A 19996-nucleotide genomic window follows, 5' to 3' on the forward strand; every position below is an offset into this window, starting at 1 on the left:
AGCGGGCCCGATGGCGACGCCGACATCCGGGACGGGACCCCCCAGACCCTGGACAGCGGTGTGAGGTCGGGTCGGCCTCTCGGGTACGACTGGGTACATGACCGACGACTCCTTCGACCTCCAGCGCTTCGTCCGCGCCCAGGACGCGGGCGGCACCTACTCGGCCGCCCTGTCCGAGCTGCGGGCCGGCCACAAACGAGGTCACTGGATGTGGTTCGTCCTCCCGCAGGTCAGCGGGCTCGGCAGGAGCGAGACAGCCCGGGCGTATGCCGTCTCGGGACTTCCCGAGGCGCGTGCCTACCTGAGCCACCCGGTCCTCGGACCCCGACTGCGCGAGTGCGCGGAGGCCCTCGACGCGCTCGACACCGACGACCCCGTCCAGGTGCTCGGTGCCATCGACGCGACCAAGCTGCGCTCGTCGATGACCCTCTTCGAGCGGGCGGCACGCGACGCGAAGGACGCCGAGCCCTTCGCTCGCGTGCTCGAGCACTTCTTCGGAGGCCGCCGCGACGATGCGACGACGGGGATCCTCGGCTCGTGAAGGACGACCACACCGAGGCTCACGTCGCCACGCACGAGACCGGCCGCGTGCCGGCCCCCGAGGCGACGGGGCGCCCACCGGCCACCGAGCCCGACCCTCGGCGCTGGAAGGCCTTGTGGGTGTGCCTCGTGGCCGGGTTCATGACGCTTCTCGACGTCAGCATCGTCAATGTCGCCCTGCCCTCGATCCAGAGCGGGGTGCAGGCCACCCCCAGTGACCTGCAGTGGGTCGTCTCGGGCTACGCCCTCGCCTTCGGCCTGACCCTCGTCCCGGCGGGACGCCTCGGTGACGTCGTCGGTCGCCGCACCGTGTTCGTCGTGGGCGTCGTCCTCTTCGGGCTTGCGAGCCTCGCCTGCGGGATCGCCCCGAACAGCACCCTGCTCATCGTCGCCAGACTGGTCCAGGGTGCGGCCGGCGGCATCCTCAATCCGCAGGTCTCAGGTCTGATCCAGCAGCTGTTCCGTGGCGACGAGCGCGGCCGGGCCTTCGGTCTGCTCGGCGCGACGATCGGCATCTCGACGGCCGTGGGTCCCGTCGTCGGCGGGGTCATCCTCGACGGTCTGGGCGAGCAGCGCGGCTGGCGGTGGATCTTCTTCGTCAACCTGCCGATCGCCGTGGCAGCGGTGGCGCTCGCCCTGCGCTGGCTGCCCGATCCCCCGACGCGCGACCCCGACCGGCGTGTCGACGCGGACCCGCTCGGCATCGTGCTGCTCGGCGCCGGCGTGCTCGGCGTCCTGCTGCCCGTCGTCGAGACGGGGCGTGGAGGCGCGGGCGTCCCGGGGTGGGTGGCCCTCGTCGGTGCGGCTCTCCTCGTCGCCTTCCTCTGGTGGGAGCGCACGTACACACGGCGCGGCCGCAGCCCTCTCGTCGACCTCGCCCTCTTCCACGTGCCCGGATACGCCTCGGGTGCCGCGGTCGGCAGCATCTACTTCGGTGGCTTCACCGGCATCTTCTTCGTGCTGACCATCTTCTTCCAGCAACAGCTGGGCTACTCTCCCCTCCTTGCGGGGCTGGCCGTGACACCCTTCGCCGCCGGGTCGGCTCTGACGTCCGCGATCGGCGGCCGCCTCGTCAGCCGCTTCGGGCGATCGCTCGTGACGGGTGGGCTCACCGTGGTGCTCGGGGGTCTCGTCGCGGTGGACGTCGTCATCGCTGCGGTCCACGACACCTCGCTGGGCTGGTGGCTCGCCGGACCCCTGCTCGTGGCGGGTCTCGGCAGCGGTCTGGTCATCTCCCCCAACATCACGCTCACGGTCGCCCGGGTCCCGGTCGAGCGAGCCGGAACCGCTGGAGGCCTGCTCCAGACCGGGCAGCGCATCGGCACCGCAGCCGGGATCGCCCTCATCGGGGCCGTCTTCTACGCGGACGCTGCTCACGGCGGCTCGCTCGACGCGTCGAGCGCACTCCGCGTGGCTGCCGCTCTCGTCGCTGTCGCGCTGCTGGCCAGCGCCCTCGACCTGCGTGGGCGCCGGCGACGCGAACGCACGATGAGCCTTCCCGGGCGTTAGACCCCGCTCTCCGGCCCAGTCCGAGCGCGAGCGGCCGCGTCATATCGCACGCCGGACTGCTGTCTCGGGACCCGCACGGCGTGTCGCGGGAGCGACTTTCGGGTTGACTGGGCAGTAATCGGACAAATGGGTTAAATTGCCCACACCCGCGTTCGCAGGTCTCTGACGGCCTCTCTCCACGCGCACGGGATCACAACCCCACACCCCTCGCGCCCCACCACCATGCCTCGGCCCGGGTGGACCCCACCGATCCCCGTCTCGGAGAACCACCATGAACCACGTCCTTCCTCGACGCGTGCGGGCGCTCGGCCTGCTCATGGCAGCTGTCGCGTCGCTCGCCATCGTGTCCGCCGTGGCCCCGTCGGCCACGGCCGGCGGCGGCGCTGCCGTCGCGGTGCCCCCGACCCCGACCGGCCTTCCGGTCGCGATCGAGGGCCTGTCACCCTACGTCCCCCCGACCGGCTGCGACCTGCGCACCCGCACGGGCTCGGCGAAGCTCGCCACGTTGATCCAGGCGACCTACGGCAACACCTACGGCCTCTCGCGCCCCTGCACGTCGGCGACGACCCCCTCGTCGGAACACTTCGACGGACGCGCCGTCGACACCTTCTTCAACGTGCGCAACGCCAGTGAACGCGCCGAGGCCAGTGCCGTGCTGACCTGGCTCCTCGCCTACGACAAGGCCGGAAACCGCTACGCCAACGCGCGGCGGCTCGGCGTCATGTACATCATCTGGAACGACAAGATGTGGAGCTCCTACCGTCCCGCGGAGGGATGGCGCCCTTACAGCACCTGCGCCGACACGCCCTCCTCGGCGTACGACACCGCCTGTCACCGCAACCACATCCACCTCAGCCTCTCGTGGGAGGGCGCGAACGGTCGGACCTCCTTCTGGACCAAGACGGTCGCCCCCGTCGACTGGGGGCCCTGCCGCCCCGCTGACCTCAACTGGTCCGCCGGCCAGGCGACCCCCAACGCGACGCGGTGCCAGAGCTACCCCGTCGTCAAGGCCCCGGGCGGAGCGAGCACCCTGCTCAAGCAGCTCGTCCCCCGCTCGGGCATGGTCCTGCGTCCCGGCATGTCCGGACCGGCCGTGACCACGCTCCAGAACGCCATCGGCGTGTCACCGGCGACCGGCACCTTCGCGTCCGCGACGACGAGCCGCCTCAAGACGTGGCAGACCACGCACGGACTCGGAGCGACGGGCATCGCCTACCCGTCGACGTGGCGCGCCCTGCTCGCCGCCAACGGCATGCACTGACGCGGTCGGGCCCGGTCAGTGGGCCACCGCCGGACCCACACGGGAACGGATGTCCTCTCGGGTCGCTCAGGCGGCGCGGGAGGACGTCGTCGCGTAGGCGGTGTCGACGGCCGAACGGACCCTGCTGTGGGGCCACGTCGCGCCGATGAGAGCGACGAGGGCCAGACACACGCCGGCACAGATGCTGACGGCACGGTGGGGGCCTGAGTGCTGACCGACCCAGCCGGCCGCGAGGTACGACAGACCCGCGGCGGCGATCGAGACCGACCCGGCCAGGCTGAAGATGCGGCCTCGCAGGGCCGGCTCGGTCACGAGGGCGAAGGTCGCCTGCAACGGCACCATGAACGCCTGCAGCATCCCGGACACGAAGAACAGGGCCGCGACGAGCCAGATCGGCGGCTCGAGGGCGGTCAGCAGGAGCGGGATCGGCATGGCGAGGGCCAATGGCACGATGGACCGGTTCTGCTGGTGCACGTCCCGGCGACCGATGAGGATGATGCCGACGACGGCGCCCACGATCGGGGAGGCCATGAGCACGCCACCCCAGCCGTTCTGCCCGGCGATCGGCAGGGCCAGCGCCTCCGGCGCGACGATGCCGAGGCACGCGATCGCGCTCAGCGTCACGAGGCGGGCCAGGACCGGGTGCCGCGCCAGGTCGCCCGCGGCGGTCGTCAGGTCGCGCGCGAAGCCACGCAGACCACGGCCCCGCTCGCCCGAGACGGGCCGCAGCTCGACGACGAAGAGGGTCACCAGTGCCGCGACCACGAACGTCAGCAGGTCGAAGAGCAGCCCCGTCTGGGGACCGACGAGCACGATGAGGCCACCACCGAGGGCCAGTCCGATCGCCTGGTTGAACTGCTCGGACATCGCCCCCAGTCCCACGGCACGCGCGTAGAGATGCCGGTCCTCGAAGAGGTCGGTCACGAGCACCATGTAGGAGGCGGTCGATGCCCCGCCGACGAGCTCGAGCCCGAAGAGCACGAGGAACATCAGCCAGTAGCTCGCCCCCTGGAGGACGAGCCACATCAGACCCAGCACGCACGCGGCCCGCAGCAGGTGCGACCAGATGAGGACCCACTTGTAGGGGAACCGGTCGACGACCGGTCCGATGAGGCTGCGTCCGAAGAAGGTGGGCACGAGGCTGACCGCGAGCGTCGTGGCGGTCGCAAGCGGCGACTTGGTGCGCTCGTAGACGACGGCAGCGATCGTGACGCGCGCGATGTAGTCGCCCCACATCGACAGGGCGTTGGCCAGGAACACCGGCAGGTATCGCGGAACCCGAAGGACGGCGGCGTACGTCGGCGCGCTGTCGCCCTGCCCCTGGCTCGGATTCACGTGACGACGCTACCCCGAGGTGGGGTGTCGTAAAAGTTGAAATCAGTGGCGTGCCTGGAGCGTCGCGCGACCCGGCGCCACAGCTCGGCGAGCGCCGCTCCCTCGCCTGCGGACCGACCCATGATGCGGCCGATCCCGTCGAGGTCACGCAGGTCCGACGGGACGCTGTCGATGGGTCTTCCCCGCCACAGGACGCCGGCGTTGCGCATGAGTGCTCCGAGACGCCAGGCCTCGCGGAGCGCCTTGACGTCCTCGGTCGCGACGAACCCACCGGTCTCGAGCGCCGCGAGCCCCGCCATGGTGCCGGTGACCCGCAGCGCCGGGTGGGCGTGGGCGAGCTGGAGCTGGTGCAGCTGGACGACCCACTCCACGTCGGTCAGGCCACCGCGGCCCAGCTTGATGTGGGTGCGCGGGTCGGCACCGCGCGGGAGGCGTTCGCTCTCGACCCTGGCCTTGAGGGTCCGGATGTCGCGCACCCGGCTGTCGCTGATGCCGCCCTCGGGCCAGCGCAGCGGGTCGATGAGCTCGAGGAAGGCGTCGGCGAGGGACGACGGGCCGGCGATCGGGGTGGCCCGCAGCAGCGCCTGGAACTCCCAGGTGAGCGCCCAGCGCTCGTAGTAGGTGCGGAACGAGTCGACGCTGCGCACGAGCGGTCCGCCCTTGCCCTCGGGGCGAAGGTCGGCGTCGAGCCCCAGAGTCGGGTCGGGACCCGAGCCGGAGAGGAGCTTGCGCAGCTCCTGCACGACCATCGTCGCGCGGGCCTGGACATCCTTCTCCGACGAGCCGGGGTGCGGTTGGTGCACGAACATGACGTCGGCGTCGCTGGCGTAGCCGAGCTCCCGCCCACCGAGACTGCCCATCGCCACGACGAGGATGTCGCCGCCGACGGGTTCACCCTCGCGCCGCTCCACCTCACGGATGGCCTCCTCGAGGGCGACCTGGATCGTCGCACCGGTGAGGTCGGTCAGGGCCGCCCCGACCCCGGGAAGGTCGATGCCGCCGACGAGATCACCCATGACGATGCGGAGCAGCTCGTGGCGGCGGATCGCGCGCACCGCAGCCACCGCGTCGGCAGCCGAGTCGCGCCGTCCGGCCGCGGACTGCATCGTCGTCGTGATCGCCTCACGCGTGCGCGGCGTCAGACCGTGGTCGTCTCCGAGGATCGAGACGCTCTCGGGCGAGCGCACGAGCAGGTCCGCGGCATACCGGCTGCGCGCCAGGCAGTGCGCAAGGCGGTCGGCGGCGCGGCCCTCGTCGCGGAGCATCTTGAGGTACCAGTGCGTCGAGCCCAGCTCGTCGGAGACCCGGCGGAAGGACAGCAGCCCGGCGTCAGGGTCGGCCTCGTCGGCGAACCAGCCGAGCATGACCGGGAGCAGCGTGCGCTGGATCGCCGCGCGACGGCTGACGCCCGTCGTCAGCGCCTCGATGTGGCGCAGGGCGCCTGCCGGGTCGCGGAAGCCGAGGGCGAGGAGGCGCTGGCGGGCCGCCTCGGGGCTCAGACGTGCCTCGGTCGGGCTGAGCTTCGCGGCGGCAGCGAGCAGGGGCCGGTAGAAGAGTCGTTCGTGGAGCCGGCGCACCTCGCGGGCCGAGGCCTGACGGTCGGCCACGACCGCCCGCTCCGGGTGCGTCCGGTGTCCCATGGCACGACCTAGCCGGCGCAGGTCGACCTCGGTCACCGGCATGAGGTGCGTGCGCCGGAGGCGGTGGAGCTGGATGCGGTGCTCGAGGCAGCGCAGGTGGCGGTAGGCGCGGTCGAGGATGGCGGCGTCGTCGCGGCCGACGTAGCCTCCGCGGGCCAGCGCCGCCAGCGCCTCGAGGGTCGTCGCGGACCGCAGGCCCGGGTCGGTGCGGCCGTGCACGAGCTGGAGCAGCTGGACGCTGAACTCGACGTCGCGCAGGCCCCCCGGTCCGAGCTTGAGCTGGCGCGCCGCCTCATTGGCGGGCACGTGCTGCTCGACCCGGCGGCGCATCGCCTGGACGTCCTCGACGAACTTGTCCCGCCCGGCCGCCTCCCAGACCATCGGTGAGATCTCTGCCTTGTAGCGCAGCCCGATCTCCTTGTCCCCCGCCGAGACCCAGGCCTTGAGCAGCGCCTGGAACTCCCACGTCTTGGCCCAGCGCTCGTAGTACGCCTTGTGGCTGCTGATGCTCCGCACGAGCGGCCCCTGCTTGCCCTCGGGGCGCAGTGCGGCGTCGACGGGCCACAGGCTGCCCTCGGGCGTGGGGGTCGAGCACGCGCGCATGACGGCCGTCGCGAGCGCCGTGCCGACTCGCAGCGCGAGGTCCTCGTCGGCGCCGTCGGCCGGCTCGGCGACGAAGATGACGTCGACGTCGCTGACGTAGTTGAGCTCGCCGCCGCCCGTCTTGCCCATCCCGATGACGGCGAGACGGCATACCTCATGGCCCTCGCCGTACTCCTCCCGCGCGATGACGAGGGCGGCCTCGAGGGCCGCCTCCGCCAGCTCGGCGAGGGCCTCGCCGACAGCGGGCATCTCGGCGAGCGGGTCGGCGGACGTGACGTCGAGGGCGGCGATCCGCAACAGCCCCCGGCGGTACGCGATGCGCAGGGCGTCGAGCGGCGTGTGCTCCCCCCGCTCGTCGGTCACCGCGCGCACGAGGTCGCTGCGCACCTGCTCACCCGGGCGTCGCTCGGCACGCGCGGCGTCGACCCAGTGCTCGGGGTGCCGGACCAGCTCGTCGACGAGGGCCGTCGAGACACCGAGCACCCCGAGGACGCGCTCGCGCCCGACGCCCGGGGCCGCGAGCTCGGCCGCGAATGCGGAGATGCCCCAGTCGGGCGGGTCCCCGAGGCGGCCGAGGGACTCCGCCACCCGCACCAGACCGAGCAGGCACTGGTCGGGGTCCGCGGTGTCACCCATGACGGCGGCGAGGGGGTCGAGCTGGCCGTCCTCGACAGCCGCGCGGATCGGCAGCAGCGCGCGGTCGTCGATGAGCCCGACCGCGCGGTCGGGGTCGGCGAACCCGAGCCGGGCCAGGGCCCCCTCGGTCGTGCTGGTGCGTGATGACATCGGTGTCGAATCGCTCGGTGGTCGTCGGCCCCGGAAGGGTCGGGTCCGGTCAGAGCCGCGGCAGGTAGCGGTCGAGCTCGAAGCGGCTGACCTCGTGACGGTAGTCGAGCCACTCCTGGCGCTTGTTGCGAAGGAAGAAGTCGAAGACGTGCTCGCCGAGGACGTCGGCGACGAGCTCGCTCTCCTCCATGACCTCGAGCGCGCGGCCGAGCGATGACGGGAGCGGCTTGATGCCCATGGCCCGGCGCTCGGAGTCCGTCAGGCTCCAGACGTCGTCCTCGGTCTCGGGGGGCAGCTCGTAGCCTTCCTCGATGCCCTTGAGGCCGGCGCCGAGCAGGACGGCGAAGGCGAGGTAGGGGTTGCAGGCCGCGTCGAGCGAGCGGACCTCGACGCGCGTCGACTGTCCCTTGTTGGGCTTGTGCATCGGTACGCGGACGAGCGCCGAGCGGTTGTTGTGACCCCACGTGAGGTGGGCCGGGGCTTCTCCCCCGCCCCAGAGGCGCTTGTACGAGTTGACCCACTGGTTCGTCACGGCGGCGATCTCGGCGCCGTGGCGCAGCAGGCCCGCGATGAACTGCCGACCCACCTTGCTCAGCTGGTAGGGCGCACCGGCCTCGAAGAAGGCGTTGGAGTCGCCCTCGAAGAGCGAGAGGTGCGTGTGCATCCCCGACCCCGGGTGCTCGGAGAACGGCTTGGGCATGAAGGTCGCGTAGATCCCCTGCGTCAGGGCGACCTCCTTGACGACCGTCCGGAAGGTCTGGATGTTGTCGGCCGTGCTGAGCGCGTCGGCATAGCGAAGATCGATCTCGTTCTGGCCGGGCGCCCCCTCGTGGTGGCTGAACTCGACCGAGATGCCCATGTTCTCGAGCATCGTGATGGCGGCGCGACGGAAGTCGTGGCCCGTGCCGTGCGGCACGTGGTCGAAGTAGCCGGCGTCGTCGACGGGGACGGGTCGACCGTCGGGACCACGTCCCTGCTCGAGGAGGAAGAACTCGATCTCAGGGTGGGTGTAGAAGGTGAAGCCGAGGTCTGCGGCCTTGCCGAGGGCCCGCTGGAGCACGTGCCGCGGGTCGGCGAAGCTCGGTGTGCCGTCAGGCAGCTGGAGGTCGCAGAACATGCGTGCCGTGCCGGGCGGGTCACCGCGCCAGGGCAGGATCTGGAACGTCGACGGGTCGGGCTTGGCCAGCATGTCGGCCTCGTAGACGCGAGCGAATCCCTCGATCGCCGAACCGTCGAAGCCGATGCCCTCGGCGAAGGCGCCCTCGAGCTCGGCCGGCGCGACCGCAACCGACTTCAGGGTTCCGAGGACGTCCGTGAACCACAGACGGACGAACCGGATGTCTCGCTCTTCGATCGTGCGCAGCACGAACTCTTCCTGACGGTTCATGTGTCGATCCTGCCGCATGGCTGTTTCACGGATGTTGCGACACACGATCTTTGGGACGAGAGAGCCCTGTCGTATGCCGTCGGGTACGGAGACGGGCCCCCGGGAGGAGTCTCCCGGGGGCCCGTCGGTCGTGCTCGGGGTGTGTCAACCGAGGTGGCGCCTCACGGGGCCGGGTTGGTCACACGCACCGTCATGTTCTCGGCCTTGTTGCTCGTCGAGGTGACGGTCATCTTGACGCCCGCACCGGCGACCGCGGTCGACCCCATGGGGTTGGCCGAGTCCCAGTAGCGCAGCGGGTCGGAGTCGTCGAACGTCGGGATCGCCGGGCTCGACTTGATGTAGACGCCGTAGCCGTTGCGGTGGAAGGTCACGGCATCCGTGCGCTCCTGGCCGAACGTGGCATCGAAGGGCTGACGACGGTTGCCCAACAGGACGGCCGAGCCACCGGCGGTGCCGGGGAACTTGATCGCCTTCGGACGCGCGTCGACCGGGAGGATGAGACCCGCACCGGGGTGCGCCGACGTGTTGTTGTTGGTGTACTCACCGTTGCTGAACCACACGAGAAGACCGTTCTGGTACGGGAACTTCTCGACCCAGTCCGGGCGCGTGTTGGCCCAGCCGAAGTTGTACGGACCGGTCTTGAGCGTCTCGTCGTAACCGGTGTACGTGCGGTTCTCCGCGATGTAGTAGTCCTGCACCATGCGGGACGTCGTGCCGGAGGAGACCGAGAAGCCCTTGGCCGTCCACGAACCGGCGCCGGACTCGACGTCGTCGACCGCACTGGCAACGCCGTCCTTGGTCACCGTGATGTCGTCGATGAACGCCTCGCTGGAGACGCCACCGTCGGTGGACACGCGGAAGCGGAACTGGACGGACTGGCCCTTGTAGGCCGAGAGGTCCCACGACTTCTGCCCCCAGGCGAACTTGCCGTCGATCGGCGCGCCGACCTGCGTCCACGTGGCGCCACCGTCGGTGGACACCTCGCCGTAGAGGTAGTCGTAGCCCTTCTCGAGGTTGCCCTGGACCCAGGCGTCGACGGAGGCGGAGGTCGTCGCACCGCTGAGGTCGACGGTGCGAGCCAGCGTCGAGTTGAGGTTGTCGCCGAAGCCGCTCCACCACTCGGCGGTCCCCGAGTGGGGGGTGTTGCGCTTCGTGACCACCGGGCGCTCGGGCACCGGCACGATGGTTGCCTGCGGCTTGACGCCGTAGGAGGTGTCCCACGTGCTCGACTTGTCGAGGACGACCTTGGAGGCCGGGCCCATCTTGACGTTCTTCGTCTCACCGGGCTTGACCACGGCGTAGTCGAGCCAGCCGAGCTGCAGCTTCTCCCACGCACCCATGTACGACGGGCGGGTGCCGATGTCGGTCTTGCTCTTGCTCATCCACGAGCCACCGCTCATCAGCGTCCAGTAGCCGGTGCCGTTGTCGCCGCCCGCGGTGTCGTAGAGGTCGGGCAGACCGAGGTCGTGGCCGAACTCGTGCGAGAAGACGCCGAGGCCGCCGTTCTCGGGCTCGGTGGTGTAGTCACCGATCCAGATGCCCGACGTGCCGAGCTGCACGCCACCGGACTTGTTGCCGGTCGGGCCCGTCCTGCCGGCGTTGGTCGAGTAGGCGTACCAACGGTGCGACCAGATGGCGTCCTCGCCCTCGGCGCCGCCACCGGCCTCCTCGCCCTCACCGGCATGGATCGCCTGGAAGTGGTCGATGTAGCCGTCGGGCTCGTTGAAGTTGCCGTCGTTGTCGTAGTCGTAGCGGTCGACCTTGTCGAACTGCGCGAGGTACGTCTTGATCTGGGCGTCGGTCTGGCCCGCAGCCTTCTGCGAGTTGTACCAGGCCGTGGCGGTGTCCTGGATGTAGCTCCAGTAGCCGTCCGCCTCGCTCGTGCCGTCGCCCGCGACCGGGTTGTGGCCGTAGCGCGCCTCGTTGAACGGCACGGTCACCCAGTTCGAGACGTCACCCTTGGCGAGGAACCGACCGTTGGACTGCTTGAGGTAGAAGTCGCGGAACGAGTCCTTCTCGCCGAACATCATCTGGAGGTAGTGGTCTCGGTTGAAGTCCGCGAGCCAGTACGTCGAGTTGTTGTCGGTGGCGTTGCCGTCCCACGTGCGGTCGGGGGCGGGGATCTGGTTGTGCGCCGGACCCGCCGTGCCACCCTGGGGCTGCTTCGTCTGGGTGCCGAAGTCGGTGAGGATCGTGAAGATGTCCTCTTCCCGGTCGACGGGGTAGTTGACGTACTTGGACTTGGCGACCGATCGGCCGTTCCTGTCCTTGGCCTTCGACTTGACCTCGATGACACGGTTGCCATTGATGACCTTCGTGGACGCCTCACCGTTGACGAGCTTGGTGATGGCGTCCTGGCGCTCGGCGGACTGCGCCTCGGCGAGCGGGTTGGGAAGGTTGTCGTGGCGGGATGCCTGCGCGGCGGCGGGGTCACCGCTCACCGGCGCCTTGGCGACTGGCGTTGCCTGAGCCTGCATCGGAGCGGTGAGACCGGTGACGACGAGCGCCCCCACGGCCAGCCCCGATACAGCACTCCACTGACGCTTGTTCAAGTTGGGTCCTCCTGGTTCCTGAGCGCCGAAAGCGGCGCCTCGCGTATAACAGCACAGAACACAGACAATCTGGCGCTCAGTGCCAGACGAATCGAAAAAACTTGTGCTAGAAGGCATTTCGGCGCCAAGAACGTAAAATCTTCGTATAGAGAGGGCTGTCCACCCTTCCCAGACCGCCTGCTTTCGGGTAGAGAAGCCCATCTGTCTCAGAGGCATCCGCGAATGCGCCACCAGCCACCGGAGCGATCCCTCGGGGCGCCGATATGCTCCGGCCATGAGCACTGACGCCCCCGAGGAGCAGAGTCCCTACGGATCCGGGAGCCGTGCCCAGGACTCCCCCGCGGCCGCGAGCGCCGCTTCCTCCCCACGGAAGGTCCGCATCCCCCACCTGCACGCCCTCAAGGCGGAGGGACGTCGCTGGGCGATGCTCACGGCATACGACATGTATGCCGCCGAGATCTTCGACGAGGCGGGCATCCCCGTGCTCCTCGTCGGCGACTCGGCGGGCAACAACGTCTACGGCTACGAGACGACCGTGCCGGTCACCCTGGACGAGATGATCCCGCTCGTGCGGGCCGTGTCCTCGGCCGCGCGCCGCGCGCTCGTCGTGGCGGACCTCCCCTTCGGCTCATACGGCGGATCGGTGGAGCAGGGCTTCGCCAGCGCCGTCCGGCTGATGAAGGAAGGGCTCGCCCACGCCGTCAAGCTCGAGGGCGGCACGGCCATGGTCCCGCTCGTCAAGACCCTCACCGACGCCGGCATCCCCGTCATGGCGCACGTCGGCTTCACCCCGCAGAGCGAGCACCAGCTCGGCGGCTACCGCGTGCAGGGTCGGGGCGACGCCGCCGACGCGCTCGTCGACGAGGCGCGCGCCCTCCAGGACGCCGGCGCCTTCGCTGTCGTCCTCGAGATGGTCCCGGCGCCCGTCGCAGCTCGGGTCACCGAGGTCCTGAGCATCCCGACGATCGGCATCGGCGCCGGCAGCGGCACCGACGCCCAGGTGCTCGTGTGGAGCGACTTCGCGGGCCTGCGCGGCGGCAAGGCCCCGCGCTTCGTCAAGAAGTACGCCGACCTGCGCGGCACGCTGCTCGACGCCGCCCGGGCATACGCCGCTGACGTCGAGTCAGGTGCCTTCCCCGACGCCGAGCACTCCTTCGAGTCCTGAGACGCCGCCGCCCGACCGGTCGGACCGGTCGGGCGGGGCACTGCCTGTGGGCTGCGGAGGTCAGGCGTCGCTGTCGCCGCCGGCGGCCGAGCCGCCGCGCTGGTTCCAGTCGCGGTCCTCGGAGTCCCACTGCTCGGTCTTCTTGTGGGCGGTGTCGAGGGCCGCCTGGGCCTCCGCCTCGGTGGCGTACGGGCCGAGCACCTGCTCACCCCGGCTGCGGTTCTCGTCGGTCTCGACCCGACCAGTGTCGACGTTGTACCAGAAGCTCACGTGCGCACTCCTTCTCTCTTCGGACTCTGCGACCTACCATCCGGCTCGAGCGGGTCCGCGTCGTGAACGCCCCTCGTGGACGGCACGCGCTGACGACCTAGACTCCACCGTATGCCGTTGCTCCAGCCGCGGGTGTCAGCACACCCCCTCAGTCCGCGACGACCGGTGCCTGCCTCGATAGAGCGGCCGCACTACGTTGACGTGGCCAACCCGCGCGAGGACGGCGACCTGCGCATCAAGGACTCCGAGACCGTGGAGAAGATGCGCATCGCGTCGCGGATCGCGGCCACGGCCATGGTCGAGGCCTCGAAGGCGATCGCGCCCGGTGTGACGACCGACGAGCTCGACGCGGTCGCCCACGAGTACATGCTCGACCACGGCGCCTACCCCTCGCCGCTCGGCTACAAGGGCTTCCCGAAGTCGGTGTGCACGAGCGTCAACGAGGTCATCTGCCACGGCATCCCCGACGCGCGGCCGCTCGAGGACGGCGACATCGTCAACATCGACGTCACGGCCTACATCCACGGCGTGCACGGCGACACCGACGCCACCTACCTCGTCGGCGACGTCGACGAGGAGTCCCGCCTGCTCGTCGAACGCACGCACGAGGCGATGATGCGCGGTATCCGGGCTGCCCGCCCGGGTCGCGAGATCAACGTCATCGGCCGCGTCATCGAGAGCTACGCCAAGCGGTTCGGCTACGGGGTCGTCCGCGACTTCACGGGACACGGCATCGGGCTCGAGTTCCACTCCGGCCTCATCGTGCCGCACTACGACGCCGCTCCCCACTACGAGACCGTCATCGAGCCCGGCATGACCTTCACCATCGAGCCGATGCTCAACCTCGGCACCCCCGAGTGGGACATGTGGGACGACCGGTGGACCGTCGTCACCCGTGACCGCAGGCGCTCGGCCCAGTTCGAGCACACCATCCTCATCACCGATGACGGCCACGAGATCCTCACCCTCCCAGAGGGCGATGCTCCCTGAGCAGGGCGGGCCACCCACGTCGCCCTCTGCACGGCAGCGGCACCACCGCGTCACCCCGCAGCACCAGCTGACACCCCACGACCACGTCCTCGACAAGGAAGTACGGACCATGGCCAAGCACGGCAAGCCCCTCGGCATCGACATCGGCGGCAGCGGCATCAAGGGCGCCCCCGTCGACCTGAAGGCCGGCGACCTGGCCGGCAAGCGGCTGAAGATCCTGACGCCCAAGCCGGCCACGCCGGATGCCGTGGCCGAGGTCGTCGACCAGATCGTCGAGCACTTCGCCGACGTGACGGGCGACTCCCCCATCGGCGTGACCGTTCCGGCGGTCGTCATCCGCGGCACCGTGCTCTCGGCGGCCAACATCGACCCCTCGTGGATCGACACCGACGCCGAGGCCCTCATCGAGGAGCACACGGGCCGGGCCGTCACCGTCCTCAACGACGCCGACGCCGCCGGTCTCGCCGAGATGTACTACGGCGCCGCCAAGGGCGTGCAAGGCCTCGTCATCCTCACGACCCTCGGCACCGGCATCGGCACCGCGCTGATCCACGACGGGCGGCTCGTGCCGAACTCCGAGCTGGGTCACCTCGAGATCGACGGCTACGACGCCGAGGACCGGGCCGCGTCATCCGTCAAGGACGCCGAGCTCCTGTCGTGGGACGAGTACGCCGAACGTCTCCAGACCTACTACGACACCATCGAGAAGCTCTTCTCCCCCGACCTCATCATCGTCGGCGGCGGCATCTCCAAGGACAGCGACGACTTCCTGCCCAAGCTGAAGCTGCGCTGCCCGATCGTCCCGGCCCAGCTGCGCAACCAGGCCGGCATCATCGGCGCCGCGCACCTGGCCGCCGATCTCGCCTGAACACCGGTCCGAGCGCACCTGTCTGAGCAGCGGGAGGGGCTGCCCTGCGACCGCCGGGCAGCCCCTCCCGCTGTCCCGCCTCAGCGTCGGGTCCGCCACACGAGCCGGTGCACCCCGAGGTGCCGCGGCAGCGTCCGCAGACCGGGGATCCAGGGAATGCAGACGAAGCCGATGCTCAGCAGGATCATGAGGGACCAGACGGCGATGTCGGCGTTCTCCGACGTCGAGAACGGCGGGACCTGGTACCACAGCGAGTACAGCCAGAGCCACGGCTGCCCCGGGTAGTTGCCGGTCTCGTTCATGATCCCCCACTGGTCGCCCCCGAGGTTCTGGGCGCGGGCCGCGTCCTCGAGGTGCGTCCCGTCGGCGAGCAGGAGCAGCGCCCGCGTGCTGTCGACACCGAAGAAGGTCGTGCGCGAGGTCAGCAGGCCCTCGAGCGCGCCGGCGTCGGCCAGGCGCAGCTCGGCTGCCGCGATGATCGGGACCGGTCCGTAGTCACCGGTCGCGACCTTGGCCGGGTCGCCGTCCGGCGCGGCCGCCAGGGCGTCGCCGTAGGCCGCGGACCACGCCTGCTGACGGTCGGCCGACGCCGCGTCCCAGGCGTGGACCGCAGCGACGACGGCCGGGTCCGACGTGAGGCTGCGGACGGGGTCGAGGACGAGGTCCTTCGCGGAGTCGACGGGGACGGTGACCCCGGGCAGCGTCTGGAGGTTGACCGGGCCGAGGCTCTGCCCCTCGCCAGCGGTGTTGTAGGGCGGGCCGTAGCCGGCGCTGGTCGTCGTACCGGCGAGCTCACCCGTAGCGGTGGCGACGACGTCCGCCGGCGCCTGGCGCGCCCACTGCTGCAAGGAGATCGCGGGCTCGTCGGGAGACGAGAAGACGAGGGCGGCGACGACGGACAGCACCGAGACCACACCGAGCGCGATGACGAACTCCTTGACGAGGTCGTAGCGGCGCGTCGGGAAGGCGTGCGAGTCAGGCGTGGGACCCCAGCCACCCGTCCCCCGCTTCACGGCTCCACCCCGGTCCGGGTGGCGAGCGTCGCAGGGCTCTCGGTCGGCGCCGCGCGCGCCGCCGCGGCAGCACCGGGCGGCGACGGCTCCGTTGCACCGATCGGAGGGGCGACACCGCGTCGACGCACGAGGACGATGTGCACGACGACGATCGCGCCGACGACGAGCGGGAGCAGCGAGACGTGCCACAGCATCATCTGGCCGAGGTCCATGACGTTGAACCAGGCCCCGATGCCCGCGGCGTTGAGCCCGTCCTTGGCCTGCGTCGAGATCCACTGTGCGTCGAAGTTCGTCTGGATGAGGTAGCCGGTGAAGGCCGTCCCCAGGGACCCGAAGAAGGCGAGCGCCCCTGTCGCCCAGGTGAGTCCGCGGTCGCCGCGCCACGACGCCATGAAGAACTTGCCCCACAGGTGGATGACCATGGTGGCGAAGAAGAGCTCGACGCTCCAGAGGTGCACGGAGTTGACGAAGTGGCCGAGCGTGCTCACGTGCCACCAGGCCACCCCACCGAGGGACAGGACCAGGCCCGACACGATGATGACGACGAGGCTGGCGAGGCAGGCGACGCCGAAGACGTAGATCCACGAGGCCACGTAGACGGGCTGCCGTTCGGGCAGCCACTGCCCGCGGGGCACGAGGCCCTCGACCCAACGGGTGAGGGCGGCCGTCCACGTGTCGTGGGCGGGGCGCCTCCGCGGCTCGGTCGGTTCCGGACGCAATGACGTCGGGGCCCGGCTCATCGGTCCTCGTCCTCTCGGGGAGCAGGGAAGGGCAGCAGGAGCGCGAGCACGAAGACGACGACCATGAGCAGGATGACCAGGAGGTTGGCGACCGTGATCGTCAGCCATCCCCACTGGACGACAGGACCTGCAGGAACCGGCTGTGACGCGGCAAGGAGCTGGGTGATCATCTCTGGCCTCCGGGGAGTGCGAAGCTGTGAGTCCTCCTGCCCGGCGCAGATCTACTACACAACGTAAGAGTAGATCTGCGCGCCCTGCAGCGACGCCCGAATGTGATCTTCGGCGCCCCGGGGCCTACGACCGTCGCAGTGCCGAGAGCAGCTCGGGCGCCCGCTGCTCGTAGAGCCGGGCGCCGACGCCGACCCCGACGATCCCGACGACGATGCCGAGCAGCACCCCGACGATGCCCGCCCCCCAGCCGGCGCCGACGGAACCCTGCCAGGCCCACCAAGCGAGCAGGATCGTCGGCGAGGCGAGCAGCAGCGTGCCGAGACTCGCCATCGACTGCGCGGCGATGGTGATCCCGGCAGCCCCCGGCGGCGCGTTGAAGGGGCTCTCGCCCGACTCCGCCACGGGGTAGGGCAGCACGACACTCATGACGCTCGACACGGCATACCCCGCTCCGAGCAGGGACACGGAGAGTCCGAGTGCAGGCGGAAGCAGGTCCCAGCGGTCGGGCACCGCGACCCCGACGACGACGTAGAGCGGGACGAGGACGGTGGCGAGGAGGAGAGCGGGCAGGAGGCGCCCGCGACGGTCGTCCCGGCCGGACGTCCCGGACACCACGTGCAGCCACAGGGCGTCGGACTCGTAGGCGACGGCGTTGTGCTCGCTCCAGCCGAGGAGGAAGGCGACGAGCGGGCCCATGAGCAGCGGAGTCCACGCCACGTCGCCCGTGACGAACGGGATGAGGAGCGCGAGCGGGACGACCGGGGTCATGACCATGCTGATCTGGTAGCGGGGGTCACGACGCCAGTAGGTCAGCACGCGCGCCGCGATGGCGCCCAGCGGCGTACCGGGCAGCCGGGCCAGCAGGCCGAGGTCGTCCCCGGACGAGGTGCCCGAGTCGGAGCGCGAGACCGCGCGCGGGTTGTCGACCTCGTCACGCAGCACCCGGGACCACAGCAGGAAGACGACGACGAGCAGTCCCGCGGCCAGTGCCAGACGCACCAGCCCGGTGCCGAGGTCGCCCGCCGCCACGTCACCCGGAGCAGCCCAGGCCCAGCCGAGAGGCGACCATCCGACGACGGCGGCGGCTTCCGTGGCAACGTCGCGCAGGCTCGCTCCGAGGTTGGCCACGACGGAGATCGCCGGACCGATGATGACGAGCAGGAGCAGGCCCAGGACCGCGATGACGTCTCGACCGCGACGGCTGGAGATCGCCTGGGTCATCACCGCGGACACCCACCGGCTCGTCGTGATGGCCGTCAGCAGACCGATCGCCGTCGCGACGACGGCCACGACGGTCGAGCCGAACGTGTGGGACCAGGCGACGACCACCCCGGCCGACAGCACCATGGACGCGATCGCCGGCAGGCCGACGAGGGCGGCGGCCACGAGGCCGATCGTCAGGTCGCGGTGCGGGACGGCGAAGGTCGCGAAGCGACCCGGATCGAGGGTCGGGTCGGAGCCGAAGGAGAAGAGCGGCACGACGGTCCAGAGCACGATGCCGGCGGCGCCTGCGAGCGGGATGACGACGCGCGCCGCGTCGAGCGACTGGCGGAACGAGGCGAGGATGACGGCCAGCCCGGCCACGAGGACGGCGAAGTAGACGATGCCGACGACGGCGCCGATCGCCTGGGCCCGGCTGCGCCGGAAGATGTTGCGCAGCAGGGTGAGCTTCAGCCGGACGAGGTGCGCAACCACGAGAGCCCCACCACCTCGGTGGACCCGCCGACGAGGTCGACGAACCGCTCCTCCAGCGACCGGTCGCCCCGGACGTCCTCGAGACGGCCGGCGGCGAGGACGAGCCCGTCCGAGATGACGGCGACGTGCGTGCAGATGCGCTCGACGAGGTCCATGACGTGGCTCGAGAGGACGACCGTGCCTCCCGACTCGACGAAGCCGGAGAGGATCCGACGGATCGTCGCGGCCGAGATCGGGTCCACCGCCTCGAACGGCTCGTCGAGCACGAGGACGCGGGGACCGTGGACGAGCGCCGAGGCGAGCGTGACCTTCTTCGTCATGCCCGCCGAGTAGTCGACGACGAGCTTGCCCTGCGCCTCGGTGAGGCCGAGAGCGGCGACCAGCTCGGCAGCCCGCTCCGTCGCGAGCTCGCGGGACATCCCACGGAGCAGGCCGGCATACGTGATCAGCTGGAGCCCGGTCAGCCGGTCGAAGACCTTGAGACCGTCGGGGAGCACGCCGAGGAGCCGCTTGGTGGCGACGGGGTCGGCCCAGACGTCGCGACCCAGGACGAACGCCTGGCCGGCGTCGGGCCGCAGCAGTCCTGTCACCATCGACAGCGTCGTCGTCTTGCCGGCACCGTTGGGCCCGACGAGCCCGAAGAACGAGCCCCGCGGCACGTCCAGGTCGATCCCCTTGACCGCGATGAGGTCGCCGAAGCGCTTGCCCAGACCCCGCACCGCGATCGCCGGACCCTCTGTCGGATCGCCTTGTGGTGCAGGCAGATCGGTCACGTCGCTCATGTCCCTCGCCCGAGATCGAGCGTCAGAACGTCGCGGACTCGGCGTCGCGCAGCGGAGTGTACGTGAGGCCGTCGACACCGGAGAACTGCTCGATGTGGCCGGAGTACATCCGGTGCCCGACGTCGCTGAGCAGCGCGTCGTGGATGGGGATGAAGACCTTCGGGGCGATGCGCCCGACGAAGGCGATGGAGTCCCGGCTCGCGGCCCACGGGGCGCTGAGCGGGTGGGCGAGGACGTCGACCGGGCCGGGCTCGCCGTCGTAGGCGTCGCCCGGGTGGAAGAGGGAGGGCTCGCCGACGGCCCGAAGGACGACACCCACGTTGGGGATGCGCGGCATCGCCTCGTGGTTGAAGGCGTGCAGCTCGCCGACCGGGGTGACCGTGACGTCACCGACGCTGAAGTCCTCGCCCTGCTGGGACGGCACCGCTGCCAGGCCCTCGTCGCGCAGCTTCCCGGCCGTCAGGGGGTCGGTGTGCACCGTGGCCCCTGGGTTGGCGCGGATCAGGGCGCCGACCCGCGCCGGGTCGAAGTGGTCGGCGTGGTTGTGGGTCACGAGGACCGCGTCGAGGCCGGTCAGGTCCTCGAAGCCCGTCGAGAAGCTGCCCGGGTCGATGAGGATGCGGCGGTCAGCGGCCTCGACGAGGAGGCAGGCATGTCCGAGGTGAGTGACGCGCATGCCACCACCTAAT

The 19996-nt window shown here is 70.5% G+C and carries 17 protein-coding genes; 6 read left to right on the forward strand and 11 right to left on the reverse strand.

Annotated features, from left to right (window positions below; all coding sequences use genetic code 11):
* The first annotated feature begins 97 nt into the window (after nt 1–97).
* From NR112_RS01060 to NR112_RS01070, 3 genes are all read left to right on the forward strand, one after another.
* Nucleotides 98–541, forward strand: a complete 444-nt coding sequence (locus NR112_RS01060) for a DUF1810 domain-containing protein (RefSeq protein WP_256792134.1) — start codon at nt 98–100, stop codon at nt 539–541.
* Nucleotides 538–2049, forward strand: coding sequence for an MFS transporter (locus NR112_RS01065; RefSeq protein ID WP_256792135.1), 1512 nt, complete (start codon nt 538–540; stop codon nt 2047–2049). Before NR112_RS01060 ends, NR112_RS01065 begins: the two co-directional genes overlap by 4 nt.
* A gap of 271 nt (nt 2050–2320) precedes the next feature.
* Nucleotides 2321–3310, forward strand: coding sequence for a peptidoglycan-binding protein (locus NR112_RS01070; RefSeq protein ID WP_256792136.1), 990 nt, complete (start codon nt 2321–2323; stop codon nt 3308–3310).
* A 66-nt stretch (nt 3311–3376) separates the two neighbouring features.
* Here NR112_RS01070 and NR112_RS01075 read toward each other — a convergent pair whose 3' ends face one another.
* From NR112_RS01075 to NR112_RS01090, 4 genes are all read right to left on the reverse strand, one after another.
* On the reverse strand, nt 3377–4645 hold the full coding sequence (locus tag NR112_RS01075) for an MFS transporter (RefSeq protein WP_256792137.1): 1269 nt from the start codon (nt 4643–4645) through the stop codon (nt 3377–3379).
* Nucleotides 4642–7674, reverse strand: coding sequence for a bifunctional [glutamine synthetase] adenylyltransferase/[glutamine synthetase]-adenylyl-L-tyrosine phosphorylase (locus NR112_RS01080; RefSeq protein WP_256792138.1), 3033 nt, complete (start codon nt 7672–7674; stop codon nt 4642–4644). The genes NR112_RS01075 and NR112_RS01080 overlap by 4 nt, the downstream gene beginning before the upstream one ends.
* Before the next feature lie 49 nt (nt 7675–7723).
* Nucleotides 7724–9061 carry a type I glutamate--ammonia ligase gene (gene glnA / locus NR112_RS01085; protein ID WP_056758289.1) on the reverse strand — a complete coding sequence of 446 codons (1338 nt, stop codon included), beginning with the start codon at nt 9059–9061 and terminating at the stop codon, nt 7724–7726.
* Nucleotides 9062–9222: 161 nt separating this feature from the next.
* The gene (locus NR112_RS01090; protein ID WP_256792139.1) at nt 9223–11613 is read right to left on the reverse strand and encodes an immune inhibitor A domain-containing protein; all 2391 of its coding nucleotides are present in this window, start codon (nt 11611–11613) and stop codon (nt 9223–9225) included.
* Nucleotides 11614–11887: 274 nt separating this feature from the next.
* Here NR112_RS01090 and panB point away from each other — a divergent pair, with 274 nt between their 5' ends.
* The gene (panB, locus tag NR112_RS01095; RefSeq protein WP_256792140.1) at nt 11888–12778 is read left to right on the forward strand and encodes a 3-methyl-2-oxobutanoate hydroxymethyltransferase; all 891 of its coding nucleotides are present in this window, start codon (nt 11888–11890) and stop codon (nt 12776–12778) included.
* Nucleotides 12779–12838: 60 nt separating this feature from the next.
* Here panB and NR112_RS01100 read toward each other — a convergent pair whose 3' ends face one another.
* Nucleotides 12839–13048: a methionine aminopeptidase gene (locus tag NR112_RS01100; RefSeq protein ID WP_256792141.1), complete on the reverse strand. Its 210-nt coding sequence runs from the start codon at nt 13046–13048 to the stop codon at nt 12839–12841.
* A 111-nt stretch (nt 13049–13159) separates the two neighbouring features.
* Here NR112_RS01100 and map point away from each other — a divergent pair, with 111 nt between their 5' ends.
* Both map and ppgK read left to right on the forward strand, forming a co-directional pair.
* Nucleotides 13160–14038, forward strand: a complete 879-nt coding sequence (gene map / locus NR112_RS01105; protein ID WP_256792142.1) for a type I methionyl aminopeptidase — start codon at nt 13160–13162, stop codon at nt 14036–14038.
* A 109-nt stretch (nt 14039–14147) separates the two neighbouring features.
* Nucleotides 14148–14906 (forward strand): polyphosphate--glucose phosphotransferase, encoded by a 759-nt coding sequence (ppgK, locus tag NR112_RS01110; protein ID WP_256792143.1) that lies wholly within the window; start codon nt 14148–14150, stop codon nt 14904–14906.
* 80 nt (nt 14907–14986) lie between these two features.
* Here ppgK and NR112_RS01115 read toward each other — a convergent pair whose 3' ends face one another.
* The 6 genes from NR112_RS01115 to NR112_RS01140 form a co-directional block, all read right to left on the reverse strand.
* Nucleotides 14987–15919, reverse strand: a complete 933-nt coding sequence (locus tag NR112_RS01115) for a hypothetical protein (RefSeq protein WP_256792144.1) — start codon at nt 15917–15919, stop codon at nt 14987–14989.
* Nucleotides 15916–16659 (reverse strand): cytochrome b N-terminal domain-containing protein, encoded by a 744-nt coding sequence (locus NR112_RS01120; protein WP_256792145.1) that lies wholly within the window; start codon nt 16657–16659, stop codon nt 15916–15918. Before NR112_RS01120 ends, NR112_RS01115 begins: the two co-directional genes overlap by 4 nt.
* A complete protein-coding gene (locus NR112_RS01125) occupies nt 16656–16829 on the reverse strand; it encodes a hypothetical protein (protein ID WP_256792146.1) in 174 nt (57 codons plus the stop codon). Before NR112_RS01125 ends, NR112_RS01120 begins: the two co-directional genes overlap by 4 nt.
* 124 nt (nt 16830–16953) lie before the next feature.
* A complete protein-coding gene (locus NR112_RS01130; RefSeq protein WP_256792147.1) occupies nt 16954–18525 on the reverse strand; it encodes a hypothetical protein in 1572 nt (523 codons plus the stop codon).
* Nucleotides 18501–19307: an ABC transporter ATP-binding protein gene (locus NR112_RS01135; protein ID WP_256792148.1), complete on the reverse strand. Its 807-nt coding sequence runs from the start codon at nt 19305–19307 to the stop codon at nt 18501–18503. The genes NR112_RS01130 and NR112_RS01135 overlap by 25 nt, the downstream gene beginning before the upstream one ends.
* Nucleotides 19308–19329: 22 nt before the next feature.
* Entirely contained in the window at nt 19330–19983 is a 654-nt protein-coding gene (locus NR112_RS01140; RefSeq protein WP_256792149.1) for an MBL fold metallo-hydrolase, read from the reverse strand.
* Nucleotides 19984–19996 lie beyond the last annotated feature (13 nt).

It is taken from the genome of Terrabacter sp. Ter38, assembly GCF_024519435.1.
Taxonomy (GTDB): Bacteria; Actinomycetota; Actinomycetes; order Actinomycetales; family Dermatophilaceae; genus Terrabacter.